Source organism: Oryzihumus sp. JJN4-3R (assembly GCF_057747915.1).
Genome location: NZ_CM173229.1, coordinates 2,623,446 through 2,646,145, shown reverse-complemented (window position 1 = coordinate 2,646,145; position 22,700 = coordinate 2,623,446). Strand labels below are relative to the sequence as shown.

The 22,700-nt window shown below is 73.1% G+C and carries 26 protein-coding genes; 9 read left to right on the top strand and 17 right to left on the bottom strand.

Going from position 1 to position 22,700, the window contains the following annotated elements:
• Positions 1–72: 72 nt before the first annotated feature.
• The 16 genes from AC3ANM_RS12560 to AC3ANM_RS12485 form a co-directional block, all read right to left on the bottom strand.
• A complete protein-coding gene (locus AC3ANM_RS12560; protein WP_488284753.1) occupies positions 73–591 on the bottom strand; it encodes a flagellar basal body-associated FliL family protein in 519 nt (172 codons plus the stop codon).
• A 1-nt stretch (position 592) separates the two neighbouring features.
• Positions 593–1,426, bottom strand: a complete 834-nt coding sequence (locus AC3ANM_RS12555) for a flagellar motor protein MotB (protein ID WP_488284752.1) — start codon at positions 1,424–1,426, stop codon at positions 593–595.
• On the bottom strand, positions 1,426–2,223 hold the full coding sequence (locus AC3ANM_RS12550; protein ID WP_488284751.1) for a motility protein A: 798 nt from the start codon (positions 2,221–2,223) through the stop codon (positions 1,426–1,428). Before AC3ANM_RS12550 ends, AC3ANM_RS12555 begins: the two co-directional genes overlap by 1 nt.
• 1 nt (position 2,224) lies before the next feature.
• On the bottom strand, positions 2,225–2,488 hold the full coding sequence (locus tag AC3ANM_RS12545) for a flagellar FlbD family protein (protein ID WP_488284750.1): 264 nt from the start codon (positions 2,486–2,488) through the stop codon (positions 2,225–2,227).
• 201 nt (positions 2,489–2,689) lie between these two features.
• Positions 2,690–3,940 (bottom strand): flagellar hook protein FlgE, encoded by a 1,251-nt coding sequence (locus tag AC3ANM_RS12540; protein ID WP_488284749.1) that lies wholly within the window; start codon positions 3,938–3,940, stop codon positions 2,690–2,692.
• A gap of 125 nt (positions 3,941–4,065) precedes the next feature.
• Complete coding sequence (locus AC3ANM_RS12535; protein WP_488284748.1) at positions 4,066–4,497, bottom strand: flagellar hook assembly protein FlgD; 432 nt, start codon at positions 4,495–4,497, stop codon at positions 4,066–4,068.
• A gap of 10 nt (positions 4,498–4,507) precedes the next feature.
• The gene (locus tag AC3ANM_RS12530; protein ID WP_488284747.1) at positions 4,508–5,758 is read right to left on the bottom strand and encodes a flagellar hook-length control protein FliK; all 1,251 of its coding nucleotides are present in this window, start codon (positions 5,756–5,758) and stop codon (positions 4,508–4,510) included.
• Complete coding sequence (locus AC3ANM_RS12525; protein WP_488284746.1) at positions 5,755–6,825, bottom strand: transglycosylase SLT domain-containing protein; 1,071 nt, start codon at positions 6,823–6,825, stop codon at positions 5,755–5,757. The genes AC3ANM_RS12530 and AC3ANM_RS12525 overlap by 4 nt, the downstream gene beginning before the upstream one ends.
• Complete coding sequence (locus tag AC3ANM_RS12520) at positions 6,822–7,253, bottom strand: hypothetical protein (RefSeq protein WP_488284745.1); 432 nt, start codon at positions 7,251–7,253, stop codon at positions 6,822–6,824. The genes AC3ANM_RS12525 and AC3ANM_RS12520 overlap by 4 nt, the downstream gene beginning before the upstream one ends.
• Positions 7,250–8,548: a FliI/YscN family ATPase gene (locus AC3ANM_RS12515; RefSeq protein WP_488284744.1), complete on the bottom strand. Its 1,299-nt coding sequence runs from the start codon at positions 8,546–8,548 to the stop codon at positions 7,250–7,252. Before AC3ANM_RS12515 ends, AC3ANM_RS12520 begins: the two co-directional genes overlap by 4 nt.
• Complete coding sequence (locus tag AC3ANM_RS12510; protein WP_488284743.1) at positions 8,545–9,279, bottom strand: FliH/SctL family protein; 735 nt, start codon at positions 9,277–9,279, stop codon at positions 8,545–8,547. The genes AC3ANM_RS12515 and AC3ANM_RS12510 overlap by 4 nt, the downstream gene beginning before the upstream one ends.
• Positions 9,263–10,276: a flagellar motor switch protein FliG gene (fliG, locus tag AC3ANM_RS12505; RefSeq protein ID WP_488284742.1), complete on the bottom strand. Its 1,014-nt coding sequence runs from the start codon at positions 10,274–10,276 to the stop codon at positions 9,263–9,265. Before fliG ends, AC3ANM_RS12510 begins: the two co-directional genes overlap by 17 nt.
• A 1-nt stretch (position 10,277) precedes the next feature.
• Positions 10,278–11,891 carry a flagellar basal-body MS-ring/collar protein FliF gene (fliF, locus tag AC3ANM_RS12500; protein WP_488284741.1) on the bottom strand — a complete coding sequence of 538 codons (1,614 nt, stop codon included), beginning with the start codon at positions 11,889–11,891 and terminating at the stop codon, positions 10,278–10,280.
• Positions 11,888–12,190 carry a flagellar hook-basal body complex protein FliE gene (gene fliE, locus AC3ANM_RS12495; protein WP_488284740.1) on the bottom strand — a complete coding sequence of 101 codons (303 nt, stop codon included), beginning with the start codon at positions 12,188–12,190 and terminating at the stop codon, positions 11,888–11,890. The genes fliF and fliE overlap by 4 nt, the downstream gene beginning before the upstream one ends.
• A 1-nt stretch (position 12,191) precedes the next feature.
• Entirely contained in the window at positions 12,192–12,590 is a 399-nt protein-coding gene (locus AC3ANM_RS12490; protein WP_488284739.1) for a flagellar basal body rod protein FlgC, read from the bottom strand.
• A complete protein-coding gene (locus AC3ANM_RS12485) occupies positions 12,590–12,949 on the bottom strand; it encodes a flagellar basal body rod protein FlgB (RefSeq protein ID WP_488284738.1) in 360 nt (119 codons plus the stop codon). The genes AC3ANM_RS12490 and AC3ANM_RS12485 overlap by 1 nt, the downstream gene beginning before the upstream one ends.
• A 294-nt stretch (positions 12,950–13,243) precedes the next feature.
• Here AC3ANM_RS12485 and AC3ANM_RS12480 point away from each other — a divergent pair, with 294 nt between their 5' ends.
• The 9 genes from AC3ANM_RS12480 to AC3ANM_RS12440 all read left to right on the top strand — a co-directional run bounded on the left by AC3ANM_RS12480 (position 13,244) and on the right by AC3ANM_RS12440 (position 21,534).
• Complete coding sequence (locus AC3ANM_RS12480) at positions 13,244–15,427, top strand: chemotaxis protein CheA (protein WP_488284737.1); 2,184 nt, start codon at positions 13,244–13,246, stop codon at positions 15,425–15,427.
• Positions 15,424–15,855, top strand: a complete 432-nt coding sequence (locus AC3ANM_RS12475) for a chemotaxis protein CheW (protein ID WP_488284736.1) — start codon at positions 15,424–15,426, stop codon at positions 15,853–15,855. The genes AC3ANM_RS12480 and AC3ANM_RS12475 overlap by 4 nt, the downstream gene beginning before the upstream one ends.
• Before the next feature lie 74 nt (positions 15,856–15,929).
• On the top strand, positions 15,930–17,639 hold the full coding sequence (locus tag AC3ANM_RS12470; RefSeq protein ID WP_488284735.1) for a methyl-accepting chemotaxis protein: 1,710 nt from the start codon (positions 15,930–15,932) through the stop codon (positions 17,637–17,639).
• A 184-nt stretch (positions 17,640–17,823) separates the two neighbouring features.
• Positions 17,824–18,201, top strand: coding sequence for a response regulator (locus AC3ANM_RS12465; RefSeq protein WP_488284734.1), 378 nt, complete (start codon positions 17,824–17,826; stop codon positions 18,199–18,201).
• Positions 18,198–19,340: a protein-glutamate methylesterase/protein-glutamine glutaminase gene (locus AC3ANM_RS12460; protein WP_488284733.1), complete on the top strand. Its 1,143-nt coding sequence runs from the start codon at positions 18,198–18,200 to the stop codon at positions 19,338–19,340. Before AC3ANM_RS12465 ends, AC3ANM_RS12460 begins: the two co-directional genes overlap by 4 nt.
• Entirely contained in the window at positions 19,337–20,167 is an 831-nt protein-coding gene (locus tag AC3ANM_RS12455; RefSeq protein WP_488284732.1) for a CheR family methyltransferase, read from the top strand. Before AC3ANM_RS12460 ends, AC3ANM_RS12455 begins: the two co-directional genes overlap by 4 nt.
• Positions 20,164–20,670, top strand: a complete 507-nt coding sequence (locus AC3ANM_RS12450) for a chemotaxis protein CheX (RefSeq protein ID WP_488284731.1) — start codon at positions 20,164–20,166, stop codon at positions 20,668–20,670. The genes AC3ANM_RS12455 and AC3ANM_RS12450 overlap by 4 nt, the downstream gene beginning before the upstream one ends.
• On the top strand, positions 20,670–21,032 hold the full coding sequence (locus tag AC3ANM_RS12445; RefSeq protein WP_488284730.1) for a response regulator: 363 nt from the start codon (positions 20,670–20,672) through the stop codon (positions 21,030–21,032). The genes AC3ANM_RS12450 and AC3ANM_RS12445 overlap by 1 nt, the downstream gene beginning before the upstream one ends.
• A 19-nt stretch (positions 21,033–21,051) precedes the next feature.
• Positions 21,052–21,534: a hypothetical protein gene (locus AC3ANM_RS12440; RefSeq protein WP_488284729.1), complete on the top strand. Its 483-nt coding sequence runs from the start codon at positions 21,052–21,054 to the stop codon at positions 21,532–21,534.
• 259 nt (positions 21,535–21,793) lie between these two features.
• Here the strand turns inward: AC3ANM_RS12440 and flgL are convergent, their stop codons facing one another.
• A complete protein-coding gene (gene flgL, locus AC3ANM_RS12435; protein WP_488284728.1) occupies positions 21,794–22,699 on the bottom strand; it encodes a flagellar hook-associated protein FlgL in 906 nt (301 codons plus the stop codon).
• Between the last annotated feature and the right edge of the window lies 1 nt (position 22,700).

Sequence of the window (22,700 nt, the reverse complement as noted above, 5' to 3'; positions counted from 1 at the left end):
ACAGATCGGCCGAAACCGGCACGACCTGAGGACTCTGCGGCGGGCAGTGCTGCCGGCCGACCCGCCACCGGGTCACTGCATGAGGAACTCCGTGAAGTACACCCCCAGCACCCCATGGTCGTAACGCTTCTCGAGCTCGGCCTTGAGCGCCTGCTGGGCCTTCTGCCGGCCGCCCCCGGCGAGGAGCTGCTGGTAGGTGCGGGTGCCGAAGACCGCGATGGTCGCGTCCTGGGCCTTGGCCGGGTCGAACGTCACCGCCGCCGCGCCCGAGCCGTCCGCGACGAGCGCCGACGGCGAGGCCTTCTTGCTCAGCTGCACGGCGACGCCGACCTTGAGGTAGCGGCCGTCGGCGAGGTTGACCGTCATCGAGTCGATCTTCTCGATCGCGCCCGGGACCGTCGCGGGGTCCGGCTCCTTGGCGGCCGGGCCGGCGAGCAGCTTCATGGCGACAACGGCACCGGCCGCGAGGACCACCACAGCGAGGAGCACCAGGAGGACGGTGCGTCGCCGGGACCCGCGCGGGGCGTCGACCTCGACGGTGGCGGTCTTCGCGCCGTGGTTCTCGTGCAGGGCGGCGGAGGTGGTCGGCACGTCAGGCTCCCGGGGCGGCGGTCAGGGGCTGCAGGGGGTCGCTGCCCGGCATGGACGAGGACAGCGACATCACCACGATCGCCACGCGTCGGTTGCGGGCGCGGTGGGCGGTGGTGTCGTTGGGGGCCAGCGGGCGCTGGTCGGCGTAGCCGGCGGCCGAGGAGTGCGCCGCACCGAGGCCGTGGCCGAGCAGGTAGCGCAGCACGGTCGTGGCGCGCTCGGTGGACAGCTCCCAGTTGGAGGCGAACCGGTCGCTGTGGATCGGGGCGTTGTCGGTGTGCCCCTCGACCGTCACGTGGTTGGGCAGGCCCTTGAGGGCCGGCGCGATGGCGTCCAGCACTGCGCGCCCCTCGACGCGCAGGTCCGCCTGGCCGAGGTTGAACAGCACCCGGTCGGTGACGACGTTGACGGTCAGGCCGCGCTCGTCGCTGGTGAACTGCACCGCGTCGGCCAGGCCCTTCCTGGCCAGGGCGGCGGTGATGCGGGCACGGATCTGGTCCATCTGCTGCTTCTCCAGCAGGGCGGACTGCTGGAGCTGGCGCTGCCGGGACAGGGCCATCTCGGCCTCGCGGGACTCGTCCGGGGTCGGCGACTGCTTCTGGCTGCCCTGGAGGATCCCCTGCCCGCCGTCGACGACGGCCGCGGTGCCGAAGGACTGGGCCAGGCCGTCGTGGAGCTTGTTGAACTTGTCCTTGTTGGTCTCGCCGATCGCGAACAGCACGATGAACAGCACCATGAGCAGGGTGATCATGTCGGCGTAGGTGAGCAGCCAGCGCTCGGAGTTCTCGTGGCCCTCCTCGTGACCAGCCCCGTGTCCCTTGCGGCGGCGGGCCATCAGGCCGCCTCCTTCGACGCACCGGCCGGGGACCCCTTGGCGGCCTTGACCGGCGCCGGCGGCAGGATCGAGCGCAGCTTCTTCTCGACCAGGCGCGGGTTCGTCCCGGACTGCACCGCGAGGACGCCCTCGACGAGCATCTCCATGTGGGCGGCCTCGAGCTCGCTGAGCCGCTTGAGCTTGTTGGACAGCGGCAGCCACAGGGCGTTGGCGCTGAGCACACCCCACAGGGTGGCCACGAACGCGCCGGCGATGAGCTCGCCGAGCTTGTCGGGGCTGCTGAGGTTGCCCAGCACGTGGATCAGGCCGATGACGGTGCCGATGATGCCCAGGGTCGGGGCGTAACCGCCCATGTCGGCGAAGAACTTGATGCCCACCTTGTCGGCGGCGCGCTTGGTGGCGACCTCGGCCTCGAGGATGTCGGCGATCTCGTCGGCGTCGGTGCCGTCGACGGTCAGCTCGATGCCGCGCTTGAGCAGCGGGTCCTCGACGTCGCGGACCATGTCCTCCAGCGCCAGCAGGCCCTCGCGGCGGGCCCGGTCGGCCATGCTCACGATGACCGCGACGACGTCCTGGCCGTCGGGGACGGAGCCCAGGAACGCCTTCTTCGTCTGCGCGACGATGGTGCCCAGGTCCTTCATCGTGCCCCCGGCCAGGGCCGCGCCGAACGTGCCGACGAAGACGAGCAGCATGGGCGGCACGAGCAGCAGCGAGCCGGGGCTGCCGCCCTCCATGACCATCGAGCCGATGACCGCGGCGAAGATCCCCACGATCCCGCCGACGGTGGCGAGCTCCACCTCAGTGCTCCAGGTCCGTGACCGGCCGCAGGTGCGGCGGTCGGTGCGGTTCGACGGACTGGGCGCCGGCCTCGGCGAGGACAGCGGCACGGAACGCGCGGACCTGCTCGATGATCTCCTGGACCGGCTCGGCCACGACGTACTTCGTGCCGCCGACCAGCGTGATGACGGTGTCCGGCGTCGCCTCGACCCGCTCGATGAGGTCGGGGTTGAGGGCGAAGGCGCTCCCGTTGCGCCGGGTGACCATGATCATGGCGTCGTCCATCCGTGGGCAGTGACAGCGGGGCCATCCGTGGTCCCGCACTCCTTCTATCGGCACCGACCTGCGGTTTCTGAGCCGACCCGGCACATGGCGACGGCGCAGGCACGGCCGGGAGCACCCGGCATACCTGCGCCGCCGGTATGACGCACGCGCGGCCCGCGGGTGGTCACCCGCGGGCCGCGCGCACCGTCAGCGCGTCGCGCGTCAGTGCTTCATGTTGACGAGGTCCTGCAGGATCTCGTCGGAGGCGGTGACGACGCGGGAGTTGGCCTGGAAGCCGCGCTGGGCGACCACGAGGTTGGTGAACTCCTGGGCGAGGTCGACGTTGCTCATCTCCAGGGCGCCGCTGGCGAGGGTGCCGCGGCCGCCGGTGCCGGCGGTGCCGACGGCGGGGGTGCCGGAGTTGGAGGTGTCGCGGTAGAGGCTGCCGCCGACCTTCTCCAGGCCGGGCGGGTTGTTGAAGTTGGCCACGGCGACCTGGCCGAGGGCCTGCTTCTGGCCGTTGGAGAAGATGCCGAGCAGCGTGCCGTCGGGCGAGAGGGTGAACGTCTGCAGGCTGCCGAGAGCCGAGCCGTCCTGGTCGAGCGCCGAGACGGTGTTGGCGGAGGCGTACTGGGTCAGCGGGTTCGTCGCGGTGCCGAGGTTGACGGTCACGTCGGTGTCGAACTGGTAGCCGGTGAACCCGCCCTTGGCCAGGGTCGCCGTCGTGGTGGCGCCGAAGTTCTTGGCCACCGGGTCCCAGGTCAGCGCCTGGCTGCCGACGGTCAGGGGGGTGCCACCGGCCGGGTTGGGCACCGTCACCGTGAGCGTCCACTGGTTCGCCGCGGCGCCCTTGGTGTAGGTGAACGTCGCCGGGATGGCCTTGCCCTGCGCGTCGAAGATGTCGATCGAGCTGACCAGCTTGTCGCCGGCCTTGGCGTCCGAGGGGAGGTTGCCGCCCACGTTGACCGAGCCGGTCTGCGTCGGCGCCTTGGCCTGGCCGATGGGCAGCTTCAGGCCGCTGATCGAGGCGTTGGTGTTGATGTTGCCGCTGGCGTCGGCCTGCCAGCCCTGCACGATCGCGCCGTCGGGGTTGACCAGGTTGCCGAGCGCGTCGAAGGAGAAGGCACCGGCGCGGCTGTAGAGGGTCTGGCCGTCCTGCTTGACGACGAAGAAGCCGTCGCCCTGCAGCGTGATGTCGGTCGAGCGGCCGGTCATCTGGGTCGCACCCTGGGAGAAGTTGGTCGTCACGGCGCCGACCTTGACGCCGAGGCCGACCTGGGCCGGGTTGGTGCCGCCGCTGACGCCCTGCGGCGAGCCGGCCGACTTCAGCGCCTGGCTGAGCGTGTCCTCGAACACGACCTGGCTGCTCTTGTAGCCGGCGGTGTTGATGTTGGCGATGTTGTTGCCGATGACGTCCATCATCGTCTGGTGGCTGCGCAGGCCGGAGACGGCCGAGAAGAGCGAGCGAAGCATGGTCGAAGTCCTTGTCTTCTGGCGCCGAGAGGAGCGTTTCGCGGGGTTTCGAGGGTCTTGGACCCCGGGAAACGTCCCTGTCGGCGGGTGGGTGGGCGGGAAGCTGGTGGGTCGTGGCGGGTGGGTCAGCCGGCGGAGCGGACCTCGGTGACCGCGGCGAGCGGCACCTCGGAGGAGCCGACCGTGAGGACCGGGCCGCCGGGCCCGAACTTCACGGCGCTGACGACGCCGGACGCGTCGTGGCCGTTGTCGGAGTAGGAGACCGAGCGGCCGACGAGCGAGACGGACGCGACCGTCTGCTGCTCGGCGACCAGCTGCTGGGTCGTGTCGGCCATCTGCTGCAGCTTCTCGACCATCTGGAAGTTCGCGGTCTGCGCCAGCATCTGCGTGCCGTCGGTGGGGTGGCTGGGGTCCTGGTACTTCAGCTGGGCCACGAGCAGCTTGAGGAACGCGTCGCTGCCCATGGCGTTGAAGCCCGTCGCGGGACTGGCCGCCGTGCTCGCGGCCGTCGGGGCCGCGGCGGCGTAGGCGCCGGTCGCGCCGATGGCGTCGGTCATCCGGGGTGCCTCACATTCTCAGGTCGAGCGCCCCGGCGGCCGCCGGTGCGGTGGTGGGTGGGCTGGTGGTGGCCGGCGCGCCGGCGCTCCCGCCGGGCCGCGTCGGCCCGGGTCGGTCCTGCGGCAGCTGCTGCTGCCGGAAGCTGGTCCAGTCGCGGGGGCCGGCCCCGCCGGAGTCGACCTGCAGCGCGCCCGCGCGCAGCCCCTGGTCCTCGAGCTGCTGGCGCAGGTCGGCCAGGTGGTCGCGCAGCAGGCCGCCGGCGGCGTCGTCCGCGGCGTGCAGGTGGATGGCGACCTCGCCGCGGCGCACCTCGACGGTCACCGTGACGGCGCCGAGGTCCTGCGGGTGCAGCTGCACCTGCACCGCGTGGGTGCCGTCCGGCCCGCGCAGCAGCGGCGACACCGCTGTGAGCACCTGGTGGTGCGGCAACGCGGGCCCGGCCTGGGTGTCCCGGGCGACGGGGCCCACCTCCGCCGGGGCGGGGACGAACGCCGCCGGGAGCGTGGGCTGGGACGCGAGCTCCGGCATACCGGTCGGGGCGGTCGCGGACGGCTGCCGGCCGTCCGCCGAGGTGCCCGTATCGCGCGACTCGCCACCGGTCGCGGCGTGGGACGCGGAGGCGGTCGCCACGGCGACCGCGGCGGGCGAGTCCCCCTGTGCCACAGCAGAGCCCGTGTCGGGAGCCGAGGGCGACGGCGCCACCGGAACGGTCGACAGGCCCGTCGTGGCAGCTGCCTGGGGCGCACCGGACGGGTCGGCAGCGGTGGGCGCCTGCCCCCCGGGCACCCCGGGCAGCGCAGAGGTCTGCGCGGCCGGCAGGGTCTCCGGGACGGCCGCGGGTGCCGCCCACTGCACCGGCGGCGCGGTCAGCGGAACCGTCGCCGTGGACGCCGGGGCCGTCGCCGCCGAAGGCGTTGAGGCAGAGGGGATCTGGGGCACCGCAGCCGCCGGAGGGGCGACGAAGGCCGGCATCGCCGGAGCGGGCAGGGCCCCGGGCTGTGAGCCCGGCAGGCCGGCAGCCGCCGAGGGAGAAGCAGCCGAGGAAGCCGCCGACGTGGCCGCGCCAACACCGGCCACACCGGCCGCAGGGTCGGTTGCCGGCTCGGACGCCGGCGCAGGGGCGACGGGCAGCACCGCCGACAGGGCCGCGAGGAACGCGAGGGACGTGGCGTCGCTGCCTGCGTCGGCGCCGGTGCGGGCGGAGGTCGTCCCGGCGGGGGCGGGGCTCGCCGTGCCGGGGATCGGGCCGGTTCCGCTCATGCCAGTGCCCCCTTCTGATAGGCCAGCACGCGCTGGACGTAGCTCTGGGTCTCGGCGTAGGGCGGCACCCCGCCGTAGCTGCGGACCGCACCCGGCCCGGCGTTGTAGGCGGCCAGCGCCAGCTCGCTCGAGCCGAACGTGCGCAGGTTCCCGGCCAGCAGCCTGGCGGCGCCGTCGATCGCCTGCGCCGGGTCGCGCGGGTCGACCCCGAGGCTGCGGGCGGTGCCCGGCATCAGCTGCATCAGGCCGACCGCGCCGGCCCGGCTGACGGCGCGCGGGTCGAAGCCGCTCTCCGCGCGGGCCACGGCCTCGAGCAGGCTCGCCGGCACCCCGTGCCGCGCCGCGGCGGCCTCGAACAGCCCCTTGTATGCCGCGGGCACCGGGCCCGCTGCACCGCCACCGGCGGCGATGGCCTGGCCGACGACGGGCACGGAGGCCGGGCCGGGCGCGACCCCGTCGGGCAGGATCCGCCGGATCGCGGTCGGGGTGCGGTAGACGGCCTCGACCTTGACGACGTCGCCCTTCTTGGGCGCGACAACCATCCGGCCGTTGCCGGCGTAGATGCCGATGTGGTCGACCGGGGAGCCGAAGGCGAGCAGGTCGCCGGGGCGGGCGTCGGCCAGGCTCGCGACCGGACTGCCCTGCCGCGCCTGGTCGGCGGCGACGCGGGGCAGGTCGACGCCGAGGTCGGCGTAGACGCGCTGCACCAGGCCCGAGCAGTCCAGGCCGGTGGCCGGGTCCGTGCCGCCCCAGAGGTAGGGCACGCCGAGGTAGCGCTTCGCGTCGGCGACGACCTGCTCCCCCGACGGCCCGGTCCCGGCGGGCGTCGACGGCCCGAGGGAGGAGGTGGAGAGGATGGAGGAGGTGGCCGACCCGGCGTCGCCGCCGGCCGCGGCGAGGCTGCTGGCGAACACCGCAGCCGATGACGAGGCGGAGGCGCCAGCGGAACCCGCGGACCCCGTGGCGCCGCCGGCTCCGGCCACGGCGCCGCTGAGCGGGGCGAAGCGGCCCTGGATCGCGAGCATCCGCGACTGCACGGCGGCCAGGCCGGACAGGTCGACCGTCATCGCCGATCCTCCCGCCGGGTGGCTGCGATCTCCTCGGCCACCTGCTGGTCCTGGGCGAGCTGCTCCAGACGGCGCGCCTCGCGCTCCCGCTCCTCGAGCCGCTCGATGGCGGTGACCCGCTGGGCGGCCTCGCTCCACAGGCAGCGCGCGACGTCGGCCTGCTCGGCGGCGGAGGCCTCACGGACCACGGCGCGGTAGACCGACTCGGCCCGGGCAGCCACCCGGGAGCGCCCCCAGATGAAGTCCTGCAGGGCGGTGTCCCCGTCGACCGCGGGCCCGTCCAGGTAGACGCGGCGGGTGCGGGTGACCTCCTCCACCGCGGCGAGCTCGGCCGCGGCCGCCTCGGCCAGGCGGGCGCGGCTGGTCTCCTCGGCGATGCGGCGTACCCGCATCAGCGTCGTCAGGCGGGAGCGTGGGCGGCGGCTCATGCGGCACCCACCAGGGTGTGCAGGCCGGCCCAGCCCGCGGCGACGCCCGTGGACTCCTCGACGTCCTGGCGCAGGAACGCGTCGATCGCGTCGGCCTGGCGCAGCGCCCGGTCGACCAGCGGGTTGGAGCCGGACACGTAGGCGCCGATCTCCACGAGGTCCTTGGCGTCGCGCCGCGCGGCCAGCAGCTGGCGCAGCGTCGTGGCGTCGGCGCGCTGCTCGCGGGTCGTGATCGCGTTGACGCTGCGGGAGACCGACTCGAGCACGTCGATGCTCGGGAAGTGCCCGGAGGTGGCGAGCCGGCGGTCCAGCACGACGTGGCCGTCGAGGATCGAGCGCGCGGCATCGGCGACGGGGTCGTTCATGTCGTCGCCCTCGACCAGCACCGTGTAGAGGCCGGTGATGCTGCCGACCTCGGCCGTCCCGGCGCGCTCCATGAGCTGGGGCAGCAGGCCGAAGACCGACGGCGGGTATCCGCGGGTGGCCGGCGGCTCGCCCGCGGCGAGCCCCACCTCGCGCTGGGCCATGGCCACGCGGGTGACGCTGTCCATCGCCAGCAGCACGTCCTGGCCCTGGTCGCGGAACCACTCGGCGATGCGGGTGGCGGTCGAGGCTGCGCGCAGGCGCACCAGCGCCGGCTCGTCGGAGGTCGCCACGACGACCACCGAGCGGGCCAGGCCCTCGGGGCCGAGGTCGCGCTCGACGAACTCGCGGACCTCGCGGCCGCGTTCGCCCACCAGGGCCAGCACGCAGACCGGCGCCTGGGTGCCGCGCACGATCATCGACAGCAGGCTCGACTTGCCGACGCCGGAGCCGGCGAAGATGCCGATCCGCTGTCCGCGGCCGCAGGGGATGAGGGTGTCCATGGCGCGCACGCCCAGGCCGAGCTGGGTGTCGATCCGGCTGCGGCGCATGGCCGGCGGCGCCGTCCCCTCGACACCGGTCAGCGTGACGCCGGTCAGCGGCGGGCCGCCGTCCATCGGCCGGCCGAGGGCGTCGACGACCCGGCCCAGCAGCCCGGGGCCGACGGGCACGCGCAGCGGGCCGCCCGTGGTGACCACAGCGGCGCCGCGACGCACGCCGCGAAGGTCCGACACCGGCATACAGGTGGCGACGTCCTCGCGCAGGGCCACGGCCTCGGCGAGGATCGGCCCGTCGTCACCGGCGATGGTGACCGCCTCGCCGACGGCGAGGTCGAGGCCGGCGACGTCGATGCTCAGGCCCACCGCACGGGTGACGTGGCCCGCGACCTGCGGCGCGGCCGCGCGGACCATGGCCTCCATCAGGGCGGTCATGACTCGAGCACCGCCCGGACGCGTTGCAGGGCGGGGCCGATCTGGGTGTCGATGCGCCGCTCGCCGGACTCCACGACGCAGCCGCCGCGCTCGACGGCCGGGTCGGCGACGAGGGTGAGCGTGCGACCGGGCGCGACCGCATCCCCCTCGGACAGCGCCTGGGCGTCCTCGGGGTGGAGCCGGACGACGGCGGCCGCCCCGCGCGCGGTGTGCGCGAGGGCGCGCTCGACGGCGTCGCGGGCCGGGCAGCCGGCGACCTCGAGGTGGTGACCGACGAGCACCTCGGCGATCTCCACGGCCATCGCCGCACCGGTGCGGTGCAGCTCCTCCACGACGGGCAGCTCCCGGTGGGAGAACGCCGTGGCTGCCTGGGCCAGGGTGGCCAGGGTGGCGGCCAGCCGCGCCGCGCGCTCCTGGCGCTCCTGCTCCTCGCGGTCGGCGCGGGCGGCCAGCTCGGCCTCCAGCTCGCGCCGGGCCCGCTCGCGCCCCTCCTCCAGGCCGGCGCGTAGACCGTCCTCGAAGCCGGCGCTGCGCGCCTCGTCGGCGGCCAGCGCCGCGGCCTCGGCGACCACGGCCTCGAGGGCGGGGTCGCACAGGCGCGGGTCGGCCCCGTGGCTGCTCACCCACGGCGTCGAGCGCAGGTCGGCGCCGAGGCGGGCCGGACGCATCGCAGGGGCGTCGCTCCCCCGCATCACGACGCTGCGCGGCAGCGTCTCAGACCACGAACTCATCGGTGCCCCCTCGCGAGATGAGGATCTCGCCGGCTTCCTCGAGCTCGCGGATGTGGCGGACCACGACCGCCTGCGCCTCCTCGACCTGCTTGAGGCGCACCGGGCCGAGGACCTCCATGTCCTCCACGAGGGCGGTGCCCGCCCGCTCGGACATGTTGCGCACGATCTTGTCCCGGACGTCGGTCTTGACGCCCTTGAGCGCGACCGCGAGGTCCTTGGTCTCCACGTGGCGCAACAGCACCTGCACGGACCGGTCGTCGAGGGTGACGATGTCCTCGAACATGAACATCTGCGCCCGCACGTTCTCCGCCAGCTCGCTGTCGCGGACCTCGAGGCCCTGCAGGATGAGCCGCTCGGTGGCGCGGTCGGAGTGGTTGATGATCTCGACCAGCGGCTGGAGACCGCCCACGGCGGAGTAGTCGCTGGACTGCAGCACGGTGGAGAGCCGGCGCTCGAGGTGGGCCTCGACCTGCTTGACGATCTCCGGGGAGGTGCGGTCCATGACGGCCAACCGGTGGGCCACGTCGGCCTGGGTGTCCTCGGGCAGGCCGGAGAGCACCACGGCGGCCTGGTCGGCGGCCATGTGCGCGAGGACCAGCGCGATCGTCTGCGGGTGCTCGTCCTGGAGGAACGACAGGACCATCCGCGGGTCGATGCGGCGAAGGAACTCGAACGGCATCTCCACCAGCGTGGAGGAGAGCCGGGCCATGACGGCCTTGGCCTTGTCGGCGCCGAGCGTGGCCACGAGGACCTCCTCGGCATAGGCCATGCCGCCCTGGCTGTAGTAGTGGCGGGCTGCTGCCAGCTCCTGGAACTCGCGCAGCACGGCGTCGCTCGTCTCGACGTCGATCTCCTCGAGCCGGGCGATCTCCGCGGTCAGGGCCTCCACCTCGGGCTCGCGCAGGCCCTTGAGGATCTGCGCGGACTGCTCCTTGCCGACCTGCACGAGCAGGACGGCGGCCTTGCGCAGGCCGGACAGGTGGTCGATCGAGGTCACGTCAGGGCCTCCGTTCGACGAGCCAGCCGCGGACCAGCCGGGCGACCTCGTCGGGCTGGTCGTCGATGAAGGTGCTGATCTCCTCGCGCATGGCCGCGCGCATCTCCGCCTCGGGGGAGCGCGGCTTGGGCGCCTCGAGGATGGCGGGCGCGCCCAGGCCGGAGTCGAGGGCCAGCGTCTGCGGCCGGGTGAGCTGGGCCCGCTCGTCGCGGTAGGCCTCGAGCTCGCCGAGGTCGAGCGGGGTGCGCTCGACCTTGCGGCTGCGCCGGGCGAAGATGAACAGCGCCAGGGCGAGCAGCAGGACCAGGCCAACGGTCTTGCCGAGGTTGATGAGGTCGCTGGTGCGCTTGTCCGACTCGGCCTGCGCCAGCTCCTTGGCGGCGTCGGCGGCTGCCTTGGTGTCGAACGGCATCTTGTCGACGGTGACGACGTCGCCGCGCTTGGTGTCCAGGCCGGCGGCCGAGGCTACGAGCGCGCTGATCTGGTTGGGGTCAGCGGAGCCCGCGGTGCGGGCGTCGAGGACGACCGCGACGGTCATCCGCCGGATCTGCCCGGGCGCGGCCGTGGTGTGGGTCTTCTGGGTGCCGACGGCGTTGGTCTGGTCGCCGGACTCCTTGGTGTAGGTGGAGCCGTTGCCCGAACCGCTGGGCACCGAGATGTTGTCCGGGCCGAGCACGCCGCCGACCGCGGCACCGTTGCCCTTGAACGTCTCCTTGCTCGTGCTCGTCTGCAGCGGCACCTGCTTCTTGCCGACGAGGTACTCCTCACGGTCGACCGTCTGCTGGTCGTAGCTGAGGTTGGTGTCCACGCGCACGACCGAGTGGCCGGGGCCGACGACCTTGTCCAGCATCGTCTGCACGGCGGCCGCGGTGGCGTCGGAGGCGGTCCGGCTCTGCTGGGCGCGGGCGTCACTGAGGGCCGAGGAGGCGCCGTCCTGGCCGGCTGCGCTGAGCACCTTGCCGCTGCCGTCGGCGACGGTCACCTGCTGCGGGTCCAGCTTGGGCACCGCGGAGGCGACGAGGTGGACGACGGCCTCGACCTGCGTGCTGCTCAGGGAGGTGCCGGGCGCGGTCTTGACCAGCACCGAGGCGGTCGGCCGGGCGGCGTCGGTGGTGAAGACGTCCTGCTCCGGCAGGGCGAGGTGCACCACGGCCGCCTGGACCCCGTCGACCGACTCGATCGTCTTGCGCAGCTCGCCTTCCAGCGCCCGCTGGTAGGTCACGCGCTGCTGGAAGTCCGAGGTGGTCAGGCTCTGCTTGTCCAGCAGCGAGTAGCCGTCACCGTTGCCCCCACCGGCCGGCAGGCCCTGGCCGCTGAGGTTGATCCGCTGCTGGTACACGTCGGCCTGGGGCACGAGCACCGTCGTCCCGCCGTCCGCGAGCTGGTAGGGCTCCTTGGCGTCGGTGAGCTTGGCCGTGATGGCGGCGGCGTCGGTCGAGGACAGGCTGGTGAACAGCGGCGCGTAGGTCGGCTGGGACACCCAGGACACGAAGAACGCCCCGCCGACGATCGCGGCGACGACGGCGATCGCGGTCATCGTCTTCTGCCCGGTCGTGAAGCCGGAGAACAGGTTCCGGGCGCGCTGGAGCAGCGCGCGGGGGTCGAAGCCGCTCACATCTGCATCCGCATGATCTCGGTGAACGCCTCGACGGCCTTGTTGCGCACGGCGACGGTGAGCTCGGTGGCGACCGACGCCTCGTTCGAGGCGATCATGTAGTCGTGGATGTCGGTGAGGTCACCGGTAGCCGCCTTGACCGCGAGGTTGTCGCTGGTGGACTGCAGGTCCTGGAGCTGCTGGAGGCCGTGGGCGACCATGCCGCCGAAGTCCACGCCGTGCGTGGCGGAAGGCGCGAGCGGGGCGATGCCCTGGGGCACCGGCAGCGCGCCGACGGGCGCGATGGGAGGGATCGTCACGTCACTTCCCCAGCTCGAGCGCAGCCTGGTAGGCGTCCTGCGCGCGCTGCACCACGGACAGGTTCGCCTGGTACGCGCGCTGGGCGATGATCAGCTGGCCCATCTGGTCGGCCAGGTCGATGTCGGGCACGCGCACGTCCCCGTTGGCGTCGGCCATCGGGCTGTCCGGCTGGTGCACCACGCGGCCCTGCGCGTCGCCGAGCTGGATGCCGCCGACCTCGGCGCCGCCGGCGTTGCCGTAGCTGCGCGCCTGCGCCACGACGTAGCGGGCCTGGAACGCCGGGCCACTCGTCGGCGAGACGTCGTTGATGTTGGAGACGTTGTCGGAGACCGCATCCAGCCACTTGCGGTAGACCACGAGGCCGCTGCCGGCGTTCTGGATCGCGTCGAACATGCCCATCAGGCGTTGCCCCCGATCGCCATGTGCAGCCGCTGGAACTTCGCGGTCATGGCTTCGGTGACCAGCTGGTAGGACAGGTTGGTCTGCGTCCCGGCCAGGGTCTCCTCGTCGAGGTTGACGTTGTTGCCGTTGGTGTTCGTCGGCTCCAGCGACCGCGCGAGGGTGGGAGCGGCCGTGCCCGGGTCGCCGCCGGTGGCCAGCGTGCTGCGCAGGCTGTCCTCGAAGTCGACCTTGCCCGCGAGGAAGCCGGGGGTCTCGATGTTGGCGACGTTGTCGGCGATGGTGCGCTGGCGCAGCGCGAGCCCGGACAGGGCCTGGTGCAGCGCGCTCATCGTGGCGTCGCCGAGGGGCTCCGGCATGAAGACAGGTCCTCCAGCAGCTTGGGACAACAGGGGCGGTCCCCTGGCGAGCAGGGGTTGAGGGGGTTCCGCCTGGTCCGTGGCAGCTGCTGGTCGTCCGTGACCGTCCCCCTCTTCGGCGACCCCCCGGGGTATCTGAGGAGTTGTGCCAAGTCCTGACCTGATCCGGTATGCCGGGTGGTCGCCGACAGGGCCGCTCCCGACCCGTTCCCCTCACCTGCGGGCGTTGCGCGCCGATAGGGCGGGTGGACCGCACCGCATGGACGCGACGCGCGAGGGCTCGAGGGAGGGATCGTGTTCGAGCTATCCGAGATGGAGGAGATCGTCCAGGAGTTCCTGGTCGAGTCCCACGAGAACCTCGACCAGCTCGACCGCGACCTGGTCGAGCTGGAGCGTGACCCCGCCTCGCGGGAGCTGCTGGCGGGGATCTTCCGCACCATCCACACCATCAAGGGCACCAGCGGCTTCCTGGCCTTCACCCAGCTCGAGCGCGTCACCCACGTCGGCGAGGGCCTGCTCAGCCGGCTGCGCGACGGGGTGCTGGAGCTCGACTTCGAGCGCGCCGCGGCCCTGCTCGACATGGTCGACGCGATCCGCACGATCCTCGCCGCGATCGAGAGCGGTGGCCAGGAGGGGGACCACGACGTCGCCGCCCTCGTGGCGCAGCTCGAGCGGCTGCAGCAGGCCGACCCCGAGGTCGGGCCGTCCGCCGACCCCGCGGACGCCGGCGACCCGTCACCGGTCGTGACCGCCCCGCCCGAGGAGCTCCCGCTCGAGGCTAGGAGCGCGGTCGCCGAGCACACCATCCGGGTCGACGTCGGCGTCCTCGACGAGCTGATGCAGATGGTCGGCGAGCTGGTGCTGACGCGCAACCAGGTCGTGCAGCAGGCGGGGCGGCTCCAGGACCTGTCGCTGATGCACACCGCACACCGCCTCGACGTCATCGCCGCAGGCCTGCAGGAGGGGGTCATGAAGACCCGCATGCAGCCCATCGGCAACGTGTGGAGCAAGCTGCCCCGCGTCGTGCGGGACCTCGGCGTCACCTGCGGCCGTCAGGTGCGCGTGGAGATGGAGGGACGCGAGACCGAGCTCGACCGGTCCCTGCTCGAGGCGATCAAGGACCCGCTGACGCACCTGGTGCGCAACGCGGTCGACCACGGCATCGAGCCGCCGGAGGAGCGCGTCGCGCTGGGCAAGCCCGCCGAGGGCGTCATCTGGCTGCGCGCCTACCAGCAGGCGGGCAAGGTCCACGTCGAGATCACCGACGACGGGCGCGGCATCGACCCCGAGCGGGTGGGCCTCAAGGCCGTCGACCGCGGGCTCGTCACCCCCGAGCAGCTGGCCCGGCTGTCGGTGGAGGAGACGACGGCGCTGGTGTTCGCGCCGGGCTTCTCCACCGCGGAGCAGGTCAGCAGCGTCTCCGGCCGCGGAGTGGGCATGGACGTGGTGAAGACCAACATCGAGCACATCGGCGGCACCGTCGCGCTGCACAGCGTGGCCGGCTTCGGCAGCACGGTCACCCTGCGGATCCCGTTGACCCTGGCCATCATCCCGGCCCTGACCGTCGCCAGTGCGGGGCAGCGGCTGGCCATCGCGCAGACCAGCGTGGTCGAGCTCGTGGCCGTGCCCGCCGACCAGGTGGCCACCGCGATCGAGGACGTCTCCGGCGCCCCGGTCTTCCGGCTGCGCGGGCGGCTGCTGCCGTTGGTGCACCTCGACGAGGTGCTCGGCCTCCCCCGGCGCCGCGCCAGCGGGGACTCCGTCTCGATCGTCGTCGTCGCCAGCGAGGGCCGGCAGTTCGGCGTCCTCGTGGACCGGGTCCTCGACACCGAGGAGGTCGTGGTCAAACCGCTCTCCTCCCAGCTCGCCCGGATCGGGCTGTATGCCGGGGCCATGCTCACCGGGGACGGGGCGATCTCGTTGATCCTGGACATCCCGGCGCTGGGGCGCCGCACCGGCGTGCTGGGTGCGACCCGCGAGCTGGACCGGTCGCAGGAGGCCGACGCCGTGGCCGCGGACGCCGAGCCGGAGTCCTTCCTGCTCGTCGGCGTCGGCCCGCGACGCCGGGTGGCGATCCCGCTCGACGCGGTGCACCGGATCGAGGAGCTCTCGACCGCCACGCTGGAGCAGGTCGGCGGCCGCGAGGTGATCCAGTACCGCGACGCGATCCTGCCGCTGGCGCGGCTGACGACCGTCATGGGGATCGCCGACGAGCCCGCCGGCGACCGGGTGCTCGTGGTGGTCTACAGCGAGGGTGGGCGCTCGGTGGGCCTGGTGGTCAGCTCGATCCACGACATCAGCGACGACTTCGCCGGCGTCAGCAGCGACGTCGGCGGCCCGGGCCTGCACGGCTCCGTGGTCGTCGGCGCACACGTGGCCGAGCTGCTCGACGTGCGCGGGGCCGTGCTCGCCGCCGACCCGCGGTTCTACGAGCCGGCGGCCCCGGCGGTCCTGGACTGGATGGCGGTGCCGTCGTGAGCGCGCGCCTGCTGTCCTCCTTCGTCGTCGACGACGGCCTCTTCGGCATCGACGTCGCCCACGTGCAGGAGGTCCTCCGCACCCCGGCGATCACCCCGGTGCCCCTGGCCCCGCCCGCGGTGCGCGGCCTGGTCAACCTGCGCGGCCAGGTCGTCACGGTGCTCGACCTGCGCACCCAGCTCGGGCTGCCGACCCCGGTCGAGCCGGGCCTCGTGACCGTCGTGGTCCGCCACGAGGACGACGTCATCGGGCTGGTGGCTGACGCCGCCGGCGACGTCGTCGCGGTCACCGACGAGGACCACGACCCCCGCCCCGACACCCTCACCGGCCCACCGGCCCGGCTGATCAGCGGCACCTGCCGGCTGCCCGGCCAGCTGCTGCTCGTCCTCGACGTGGAGCAGGCGGTGCAGGTGGGCACCCCGGCCTGACCCGGCATACCGGCTCGACGCGCCGCAGGCGCGGACCCCCAGACCACGGATGGAAGAACGAAAGGACCACGGCCATGGCCGACACGACGCCCACGGACGGGCAGACCGCGCCGGAGGAAGCCGTCGACGCCGCCCCCGAGGCACCGCCGACCACGACGCCGGCCCCGACTGCGGCGGCGCGGCGCCGCAAGCGTGACCGCGCCCGCGGGTGGTTCGCCAACCGGCGGATGAACACCAAGATCCTGCTGTCGGTGCTGGTCGTCGCCCTCGTCTCGGTGGGGGTCGCCGGCCTGTCGGTCGCCAAGCTCGCCACCGTCAACGCCTCGGTCGGCAGCCTCTACCACGACAACCTCCTGCCGATCACCCAGCTGGCGGCCACCCAGAAGCTGGCGCAGCAGAGCTGGATCGACATGGCCGCGCTGGCCGAGGCCACCGACAGCAGCAGCCAGCAGCAGTGGGTGAACAAGATCCCCGACGACGACACGGCCCTGGACAACGCCGTCGGCGCCTACATGGCCCACGCCGCGAACAAGGGCCTGGTCAACCAGTTCGAGGTGGTGTGGTCGGACTACCGCGTCCTGCGCAACTCCAAGGCGATCCCGCTGGTCCTGACCGGTGACCGCGCGAAGTACGGCGCGCTGCGCGAGAGCCAGCTGGCCCCGACCACCGCGCGCGCGTTCGCGCTCATCGACCAGATGACCGCCGCCGAGCAGGCGGACGCGCGGCGCACCGTCAGCGCGGCCGGCACGACGTTCAGCAACGCCACCGCGGCGATCGTCGCGGTCCTGCTGGTCGGCGTCGCCCTGGCCGTCGGGCTTGCCCTGTTCATGGCCCGGCTGGTCACCAGCCCCCTGCGCAAGGTGTGCCGGGTGCTGCGCGCCGTCGCCGAGGGCGACCTGACGCAGACCGCCAACGTCACCTCCCGCGACGAGGTGGGTGAGATGGCCACCGACCTCAACACCGCGATCGGCAGCCTGCGCGAGGCGATCGCCACGATGGCCACCAGCGCCACGGCCCTGGCGATCAGCTCCGAGGAGCTGTCGGCCACCAGCCAGCAGATCGCCGCCAGCGCGGAGGAGACCTCGGCCCAGGCCAACGTCGTCGCGGCCGCCTCGGAGCAGGTCAGCCGCAACGTGCAGACCGTCGCCGCCGGCTCGATGCAGATGGGGGCCTCGATCCACGAGATCGCCCAGAACGCCACGGAGGCGGCGCGGGTGGCGCACTCGGCCGTCGTGCACGCCGCCGAGACCAACACCCAGGTCGGTCGGCTCGGGGAGTCCTCCAAGGAGATCGGCAACGTCATCAAGGTCATCACGCAGATCGCCGAGCAGACCAACCTGCTGGCGCTCAACGCCACGATCGAGGCGGCCCGGGCGGGCGACGCCGGGCGCGGCTTCGTCGTCGTGGCCAACGAGGTCAAGGAGCTGGCCCGGGAGACCGCCCGGGCGACCGACGACATCGCCCACCGGGTGCAGGCCATCCAGGGCGACACCGACGTGGCGGTCCGTGCCATCGGCGAGATCGGCGACATCATCGGCCGGATCAGTGACTTCCAGACCACCATCGCCTCGGCGGTGGAGGAGCAGACGGCGACGACCAACGAGATGAACCGCAACGTCAACGAAGCCGCCACCGGCAGCACCGAGATCGCCCAGAACATCAACGGTGTCGCCACGGCGGCCGAGACCACCACGGCCGGGGTCGCCCAGACGCAGCAGGCGGCCGCCGAGCTGGCGCACCTGTCCAGCGACCTGCACCAGCTGGTCTCGCACTTCCGCTACTGACCCGTGCCGCGCGCCTCCTGCCGCCCTCGAGCCGGACTGGGGGCGCGCGATACCGGCCGTGCACGGCTGCTCGACGACGGCGGCGGACCGGTCCCTCCCGGGGGCTCAGGTCCGCCGCCGTCGGGTCGATAGGACAGCCGAAGGCATGGGCCCGTGGCCCCGGAACCGGTGCACAGGAGGGTCGATGCTCGCTCTCGTGGTGGACGACTCGCGCGCGATGCGGATGATCCTGCGCCGCATCATGGTCGGCCAGGGCTACGAGGTTCTCGAGGCCGGCGACGGCCAGGAGGCGCTGGACCTGCTCGCCGGGGGCGTGCGCCCGGACATCGCGCTGGTGGACTGGAACATGCCGGTCATGGACGGCCTGGCCTTCGTCGCCGTGTGCCGCTCGACGGCGGAATACCGCGGGATCACGCTGATGATGGTCACCACCGAGAGCGAGCGCGCCCAGATCGTCCGGGCGCTGGCCGCCGGCGCCCACGACTACGTCATCAAGCCGTTCACCCCCGACACGATCACCGCCAAGCTGCACGTCCTGGGCCTGGCCGGCGCCCCGCGATGAGCCGCATCGGCGTCCTCGTCGTCGACGACTCGGTCGTCGTGCGACGCCTCGTCACCGAGGCCCTGTCGGCCGACCCGGCGCTGGAGGTGCTCGGCACCGCCGCCAACGGGCAGGTGGCGCTGGCCAAGCTGGACCAGCTCGCCCCCGACTGCGTCGTGCTCGACATCGACATGCCGGTCATGGACGGTCTGGAGACGCTGCGCCGGATCCGGCTCAACCGCCCGCACCTGCCGGTGGTGATGTTCAGCCAGCTCACCGAGCGCGGCGCGAGCGCCACCCTGGACGCCCTGGCGTTGGGCGCCAGCGACTACCTGGCCAAGCCGGCGAACGTCTCCAGCGCCCCCGAGGCGCTGGACGTCGTGCGCTCCCAGCTCGCCCCGAAGATCATCGCCCTGTGCGGGCGCCCGTTCACGCCGCGGCTGGCCACGGACACGACCGTCGCAGGCGGGGTGCTCGCCGCCGGCGCCGACGGCGCTCCGGCCGCCCCCAGGGCACCCCACCGGGTCGACGTGGTCGTCATCGGCGCCTCCACCGGGGGCCCCAGCGCCCTGGAGGAGGTGCTCCCCGCGCTGCCCGCCGACCTGCCGGTGCCGGTGCTGGTGGTCCAGCACATGCCGCCGATGTTCACGCGGCTGATGGCCGAGCGGCTCGACCGCCGCTGCGCCCTGGAGGTGCGCGAGGCCACGCATGGCGCCGTCATCCAGCCCGGCCAGGTGCTCATCGCGCCCGGGGACAAGCACCTGACCATCGCCCGGCGCGAGGTCCACGTCTACGTGCGGCTCACCGACGACCCGCCGGAGAACTACTGCCGCCCCGCCGTGGACCCGCTGTTCCGCTCGGCCGCCGAGGTCCACGGCCCCGGCACCCTCGCCGTGGTCCTCACCGGCATGGGCAACGACGGTCGCCGCGGCTCCGCGGCGGTCTACAGCCGCCACGGCCGGGTCCTCGCCCAGGACGCGGCCTCCTCGACCGTCTGGGGTATGCCGGGTGCGGTCGTGGGCGCGGGCCTCGCCGACCGGGTCCTCCCCTTGGGCCAGATCGCCGAGGTCCTGCTCGCGGCCGTCGCCGAGGGTCGCTCCGAGTTCCGTCCCCCGGCCCGCTCGCCCGAGCCGCCCCTGGCGGCAGGAGGCCGGCCATGAGCATCGCCAGCGGCGACTTCGACTTCGTCTCCCACCTCGTCCAGCGGGAGGCAGCCATCTCCCTGCCCAAGGGCAAGGAGTACCTCGTGGAGGCACGGCTCCTGCCCGTGGCGCGCGATACCGGTCTGGGGTCGTTGCCCGCGCTGGTCGCGGAGCTGCGGCTGGACGACAACGGCGAGCTGCGCCGCCGGGTCGTGGACGCGATGACCACCAACGAGACCTCGTGGTTCCGGGACCGCGCGCCCTTCGAGGCGCTGGCCGGCGACGTGCTGGACCGGCTGCTGCCGGCCCGCCGCTGCCAGGGGTCGCTGCGGGTCTGGTCCGCCGGGTGCTCCTCGGGGCAGGAGCCGTACTCGATCGCGATGGCCGTCGCGGACCGGGTCGCCGCCGCCGGCGTGCGCCTGGACCTGCTGGCCACGGACCTGTCCGAGCAGATGCTCACGCGGGGGCGGGCCGGGCGCTACACCGACTTCGAGATGAAGCGGGGGCTGCCGCCCGAGCTGCGGGAGCAGCACTTCACCCGCGTCGAGGACTCGTGGCAGGTCAGCGACACGTTGCGCTCGATGGTGACCTTCCGGCAGCTCAACCTCGCGGCGCCCTTCCCGCCGCTGCCCACCATGGACGTGGTGTTCCTGCGCAACGTCCTCATCTACTTCGACCCTGAAACCAAGGTCCGCGTGCTCGACCACGTCCGGCGGCTGCTCGCCCCGGACGGCTACCTCTTCCTGGGGGCGGCCGAGACGACGATCAACGTCGACGCGCGGTTCAGACGGATCACCGTGGGCGGCGCGACCGTGTACCGCCTCGACGGGAAGGCGGCGGCATGACGCTGGACCCCAAGGACATCGCCGAGATCGAGGAGATCGCCCGCGACGTCTGGAGCTCGTTGCTCGGGCTGACCGTGACGGCCGCGGCCGCGCCGGTCGCCTGCCCGGAGGAGGTCGTGACGGCCGTGGTCACCGTGGCCGGTGACGCGCCCGGCGCCGTCTCGGTGCAGACCTCCGGCGCCGGCGCGCGCGAGGCGGCCGCGGCGATGTTCATGATGGGTGCCGACGAGGTCGGCCCCGCCGAGGTCGCGGACGCGATGGGCGAGCTGACCAACGTCGTCGGTGGCAACGTCAAGACGCTGCTGCCCGGCTCCAACCGGCTCTCCCTGCCGGTGGTCCTGGGCGGCGCCGACGCGGACCCGCGCGACCTGGCCACCCCCGCCCTCGCCGAGGTCTTCCTCACCTGCGACGGCGAGCCCGTCCTCATCGCCCTGCACCGCCTGACCGCCCCCGAGACCGGGACCCCGTCCGCCGCCACCGCTCCTGAACGGATCCTCTCCTGATGCACATCCTCGTCGTCGACGACAGCCGCGCCATGCGCATGATCGTGGTCCGCACCCTGCGCCAGGCCGGCTTCGAGGGACACCAGATCAGCGAGGCCGCCGACGGGCGGGAGGCGTTCGAGGCGGTCCACGAGACCCGGCCCGACCTGGTCCTCTCGGACTGGAACATGCCCAACATGACCGGCATCGAGCTGATCCACGCGCTGCGCCGGGCGGGCGACGAGACGCCGTTCGGCTTCGTCACCTCCGAGGGCTCGCCCGAGATGCGCGAGCGGGCCGAGGCCGCGGGGGCCCTGTTCCTCATCGCCAAGCCGTTCAACGCGGACACGTTCCGCGACGCGCTGCTGCCGGTCCTGGCCTGAGCGTCCGGGTCTGCTGCCGATGACCGTCCTGCCTGCGCCCAAACGCATCCGCGACCTGTTCGCCGACCTGCTCGGCCGTGACGTCGAGGTCTCCCCGTGCCTCGAGCCGGTCGTGCCCTCGATCATCCGGCCCTGCGCGATCGCGGTCTACGTCACCGACGACGTGAAGACGGGCGCGCTGGTGTGCACCGACCTCGAGCTGGCGGCGCGGGCGGGGGCGGCGCTGTCGCTGGTCCCGCCGGCCGGGGCGGACGCCGCGATCGAGGGGCGCTACATCCCGCAGAACCTGCTCGACAACTTCTCCGAGGTCGTCAACGTCTTCGCCGGGCTGTTCAACGTGCCGAACGCCCCGCACCTCAAGCTGTGGTCGGTCGTCGCGCCGGACGAGCTGCCGCCGCCGGACCTCGTGCCGGTCGTGCGACGGCTCACCCGCCGGATCGACCTGCGCCTGGCGATCGATGGCTACGGCCTCGGCCACCTCGCCGTCGTCCTCCCCACCTAGCCGCAGGCCGGGCGGTTCTGCACGCGCCTTCCCCCGAGGGCATCGAGCCCCCGCTTTGCCCGCCGACCCTCCACCCGCTCCGCGAACCCCGCGGGCGCCCCGTGGGTCGACGGCACTACGCGCGGGTTCCCGGGTATGCCGTGTGCGCGCCTCCCCCAGCACGCGGAATGTGGCGGGTGCTCACCTCCCCTTCCGGGCCGGGGACGACGGAGGCCGCCTCCCGGCTGGGAGGCGGCCTCACGGCATACAGGGGGTGTCGTCAGCGCAGGAAGTCCATGAGCGACGGCTGGATGATCTTGGCCGTGGCGCCGAGCGCCGCCTGGTAGGCGTTCTGCTGGATCTGCAGGTCGACGATCGTCTTGGGCAGGTCGATGCTCTCGGCATTGGCGAGGCCCTGGGTGACGGTGTCGAGGTGGGCATCCCCGAGCGTCTGGACGCTGGTGAGGCGGTTGAACTTCGCGCCGACCGTGCTCTGCACTGAACGCATCGTCTCGGCCGCCTTGTCCAGGTCGCCGAGGGCGGTGTTGAGGTCGCTGACGTTGCCGGCGCGCAGGGCCGTCGAGATCCGCTCGAGGACACCGGGGCTCACCCCGTCAGTGCCCTTGAGCAAGTCACTGAACGCCGCGTTCCCGGTGATGTTGACGGCGAGCACACCGGACTTCGGGTCGCCCGAGACCTGACGGGTCACCTGTCCGTTGTTGCCCACGTATGCGCCGTTCTGGTCGAACGCCACGGTCCCGGTGACCGTTCCGGCGAAGATCGGCTTGCCAGCGTACTGGGTGTTGCCGAGCTGGATGAGGCCCTGACGCAGCTGGTCGACCTCGTCGGCCATGGCCCCGCGCTCCTCGACGCCGTTGGTGCCGTTGGCCCCGGAGACCACGAGCTGGCGGACGCGGTCCATGTACGCCGTGGTCTGGGTCAGGGTGCTGTCCGCGGTCGAGAGCCACGCCAGGCCGTCGTCGATGTTGCGGGAGAACTGCGTGGTCCGCTGCTTGTCGGCGCGCAGCTGCATGGCGTTGACGGTGTCGACCGGGGAGTCGGACGGCCGGTTGAGCCGGCGACCCGACGACAGCTGCTCCTGGGTGCGCTGCAGCCGGGTGAGGTTGGTCTGCAACCCCTCGAGCACGCCGCGGGCCAGGGTCCCCTGCGTCACGCGAAACGACATG

What these genes read in the sequence shown, in the direction of transcription:
- AC3ANM_RS12465 (WP_488284734.1), top strand. Translation starts at nt 17,824, where the DNA reads ATGCTCGCTCTCGTGGTGGACGACTCGCGCGCGATGCGGATGATCCTG.
- AC3ANM_RS12485 (WP_488284738.1), bottom strand. Translation starts at nt 12,949, where the DNA reads ATGCCGGAGCCCCTCGGCGACGCCACGATGAGCGCGCTGCACCAGGCC.
- AC3ANM_RS12445 (WP_488284730.1), top strand. Translation starts at nt 20,670, where the DNA reads ATGCACATCCTCGTCGTCGACGACAGCCGCGCCATGCGCATGATCGTG.
- AC3ANM_RS12515 (WP_488284744.1), bottom strand. Translation starts at nt 8,548, where the DNA reads ATGACCGCCCTGATGGAGGCCATGGTCCGCGCGGCCGCGCCGCAGGTC.
- AC3ANM_RS12525 (WP_488284746.1), bottom strand. Translation starts at nt 6,825, where the DNA reads ATGACGGTCGACCTGTCCGGCCTGGCCGCCGTGCAGTCGCGGATGCTC.
- AC3ANM_RS12450 (WP_488284731.1), top strand. Translation starts at nt 20,164, where the DNA reads ATGACGCTGGACCCCAAGGACATCGCCGAGATCGAGGAGATCGCCCGC.
- AC3ANM_RS12490 (WP_488284739.1), bottom strand. Translation starts at nt 12,590, where the DNA reads ATGGGCATGTTCGACGCGATCCAGAACGCCGGCAGCGGCCTCGTGGTC.
- AC3ANM_RS12510 (WP_488284743.1), bottom strand. Translation starts at nt 9,279, where the DNA reads ATGAGTTCGTGGTCTGAGACGCTGCCGCGCAGCGTCGTGATGCGGGGG.
- AC3ANM_RS12460 (WP_488284733.1), top strand. Translation starts at nt 18,198, where the DNA reads ATGAGCCGCATCGGCGTCCTCGTCGTCGACGACTCGGTCGTCGTGCGA.
- flgL (WP_488284728.1), bottom strand. Translation starts at nt 22,699, where the DNA reads ATGTCGTTTCGCGTGACGCAGGGGACCCTGGCCCGCGGCGTGCTCGAG.
- AC3ANM_RS12555 (WP_488284752.1), bottom strand. Translation starts at nt 1,426, where the DNA reads ATGGCCCGCCGCCGCAAGGGACACGGGGCTGGTCACGAGGAGGGCCAC.
- AC3ANM_RS12470 (WP_488284735.1), top strand. Translation starts at nt 15,930, where the DNA reads ATGGCCGACACGACGCCCACGGACGGGCAGACCGCGCCGGAGGAAGCC.
- AC3ANM_RS12530 (WP_488284747.1), bottom strand. Translation starts at nt 5,758, where the DNA reads ATGAGCGGAACCGGCCCGATCCCCGGCACGGCGAGCCCCGCCCCCGCC.
- AC3ANM_RS12455 (WP_488284732.1), top strand. Translation starts at nt 19,337, where the DNA reads ATGAGCATCGCCAGCGGCGACTTCGACTTCGTCTCCCACCTCGTCCAG.
- AC3ANM_RS12545 (WP_488284750.1), bottom strand. Translation starts at nt 2,488, where the DNA reads ATGGACGACGCCATGATCATGGTCACCCGGCGCAACGGGAGCGCCTTC.
- AC3ANM_RS12520 (WP_488284745.1), bottom strand. Translation starts at nt 7,253, where the DNA reads ATGAGCCGCCGCCCACGCTCCCGCCTGACGACGCTGATGCGGGTACGC.
- AC3ANM_RS12540 (WP_488284749.1), bottom strand. Translation starts at nt 3,940, where the DNA reads ATGCTTCGCTCGCTCTTCTCGGCCGTCTCCGGCCTGCGCAGCCACCAG.
- AC3ANM_RS12440 (WP_488284729.1), top strand. Translation starts at nt 21,052, where the DNA reads ATGACCGTCCTGCCTGCGCCCAAACGCATCCGCGACCTGTTCGCCGAC.
- AC3ANM_RS12535 (WP_488284748.1), bottom strand. Translation starts at nt 4,497, where the DNA reads ATGACCGACGCCATCGGCGCGACCGGCGCCTACGCCGCCGCGGCCCCG.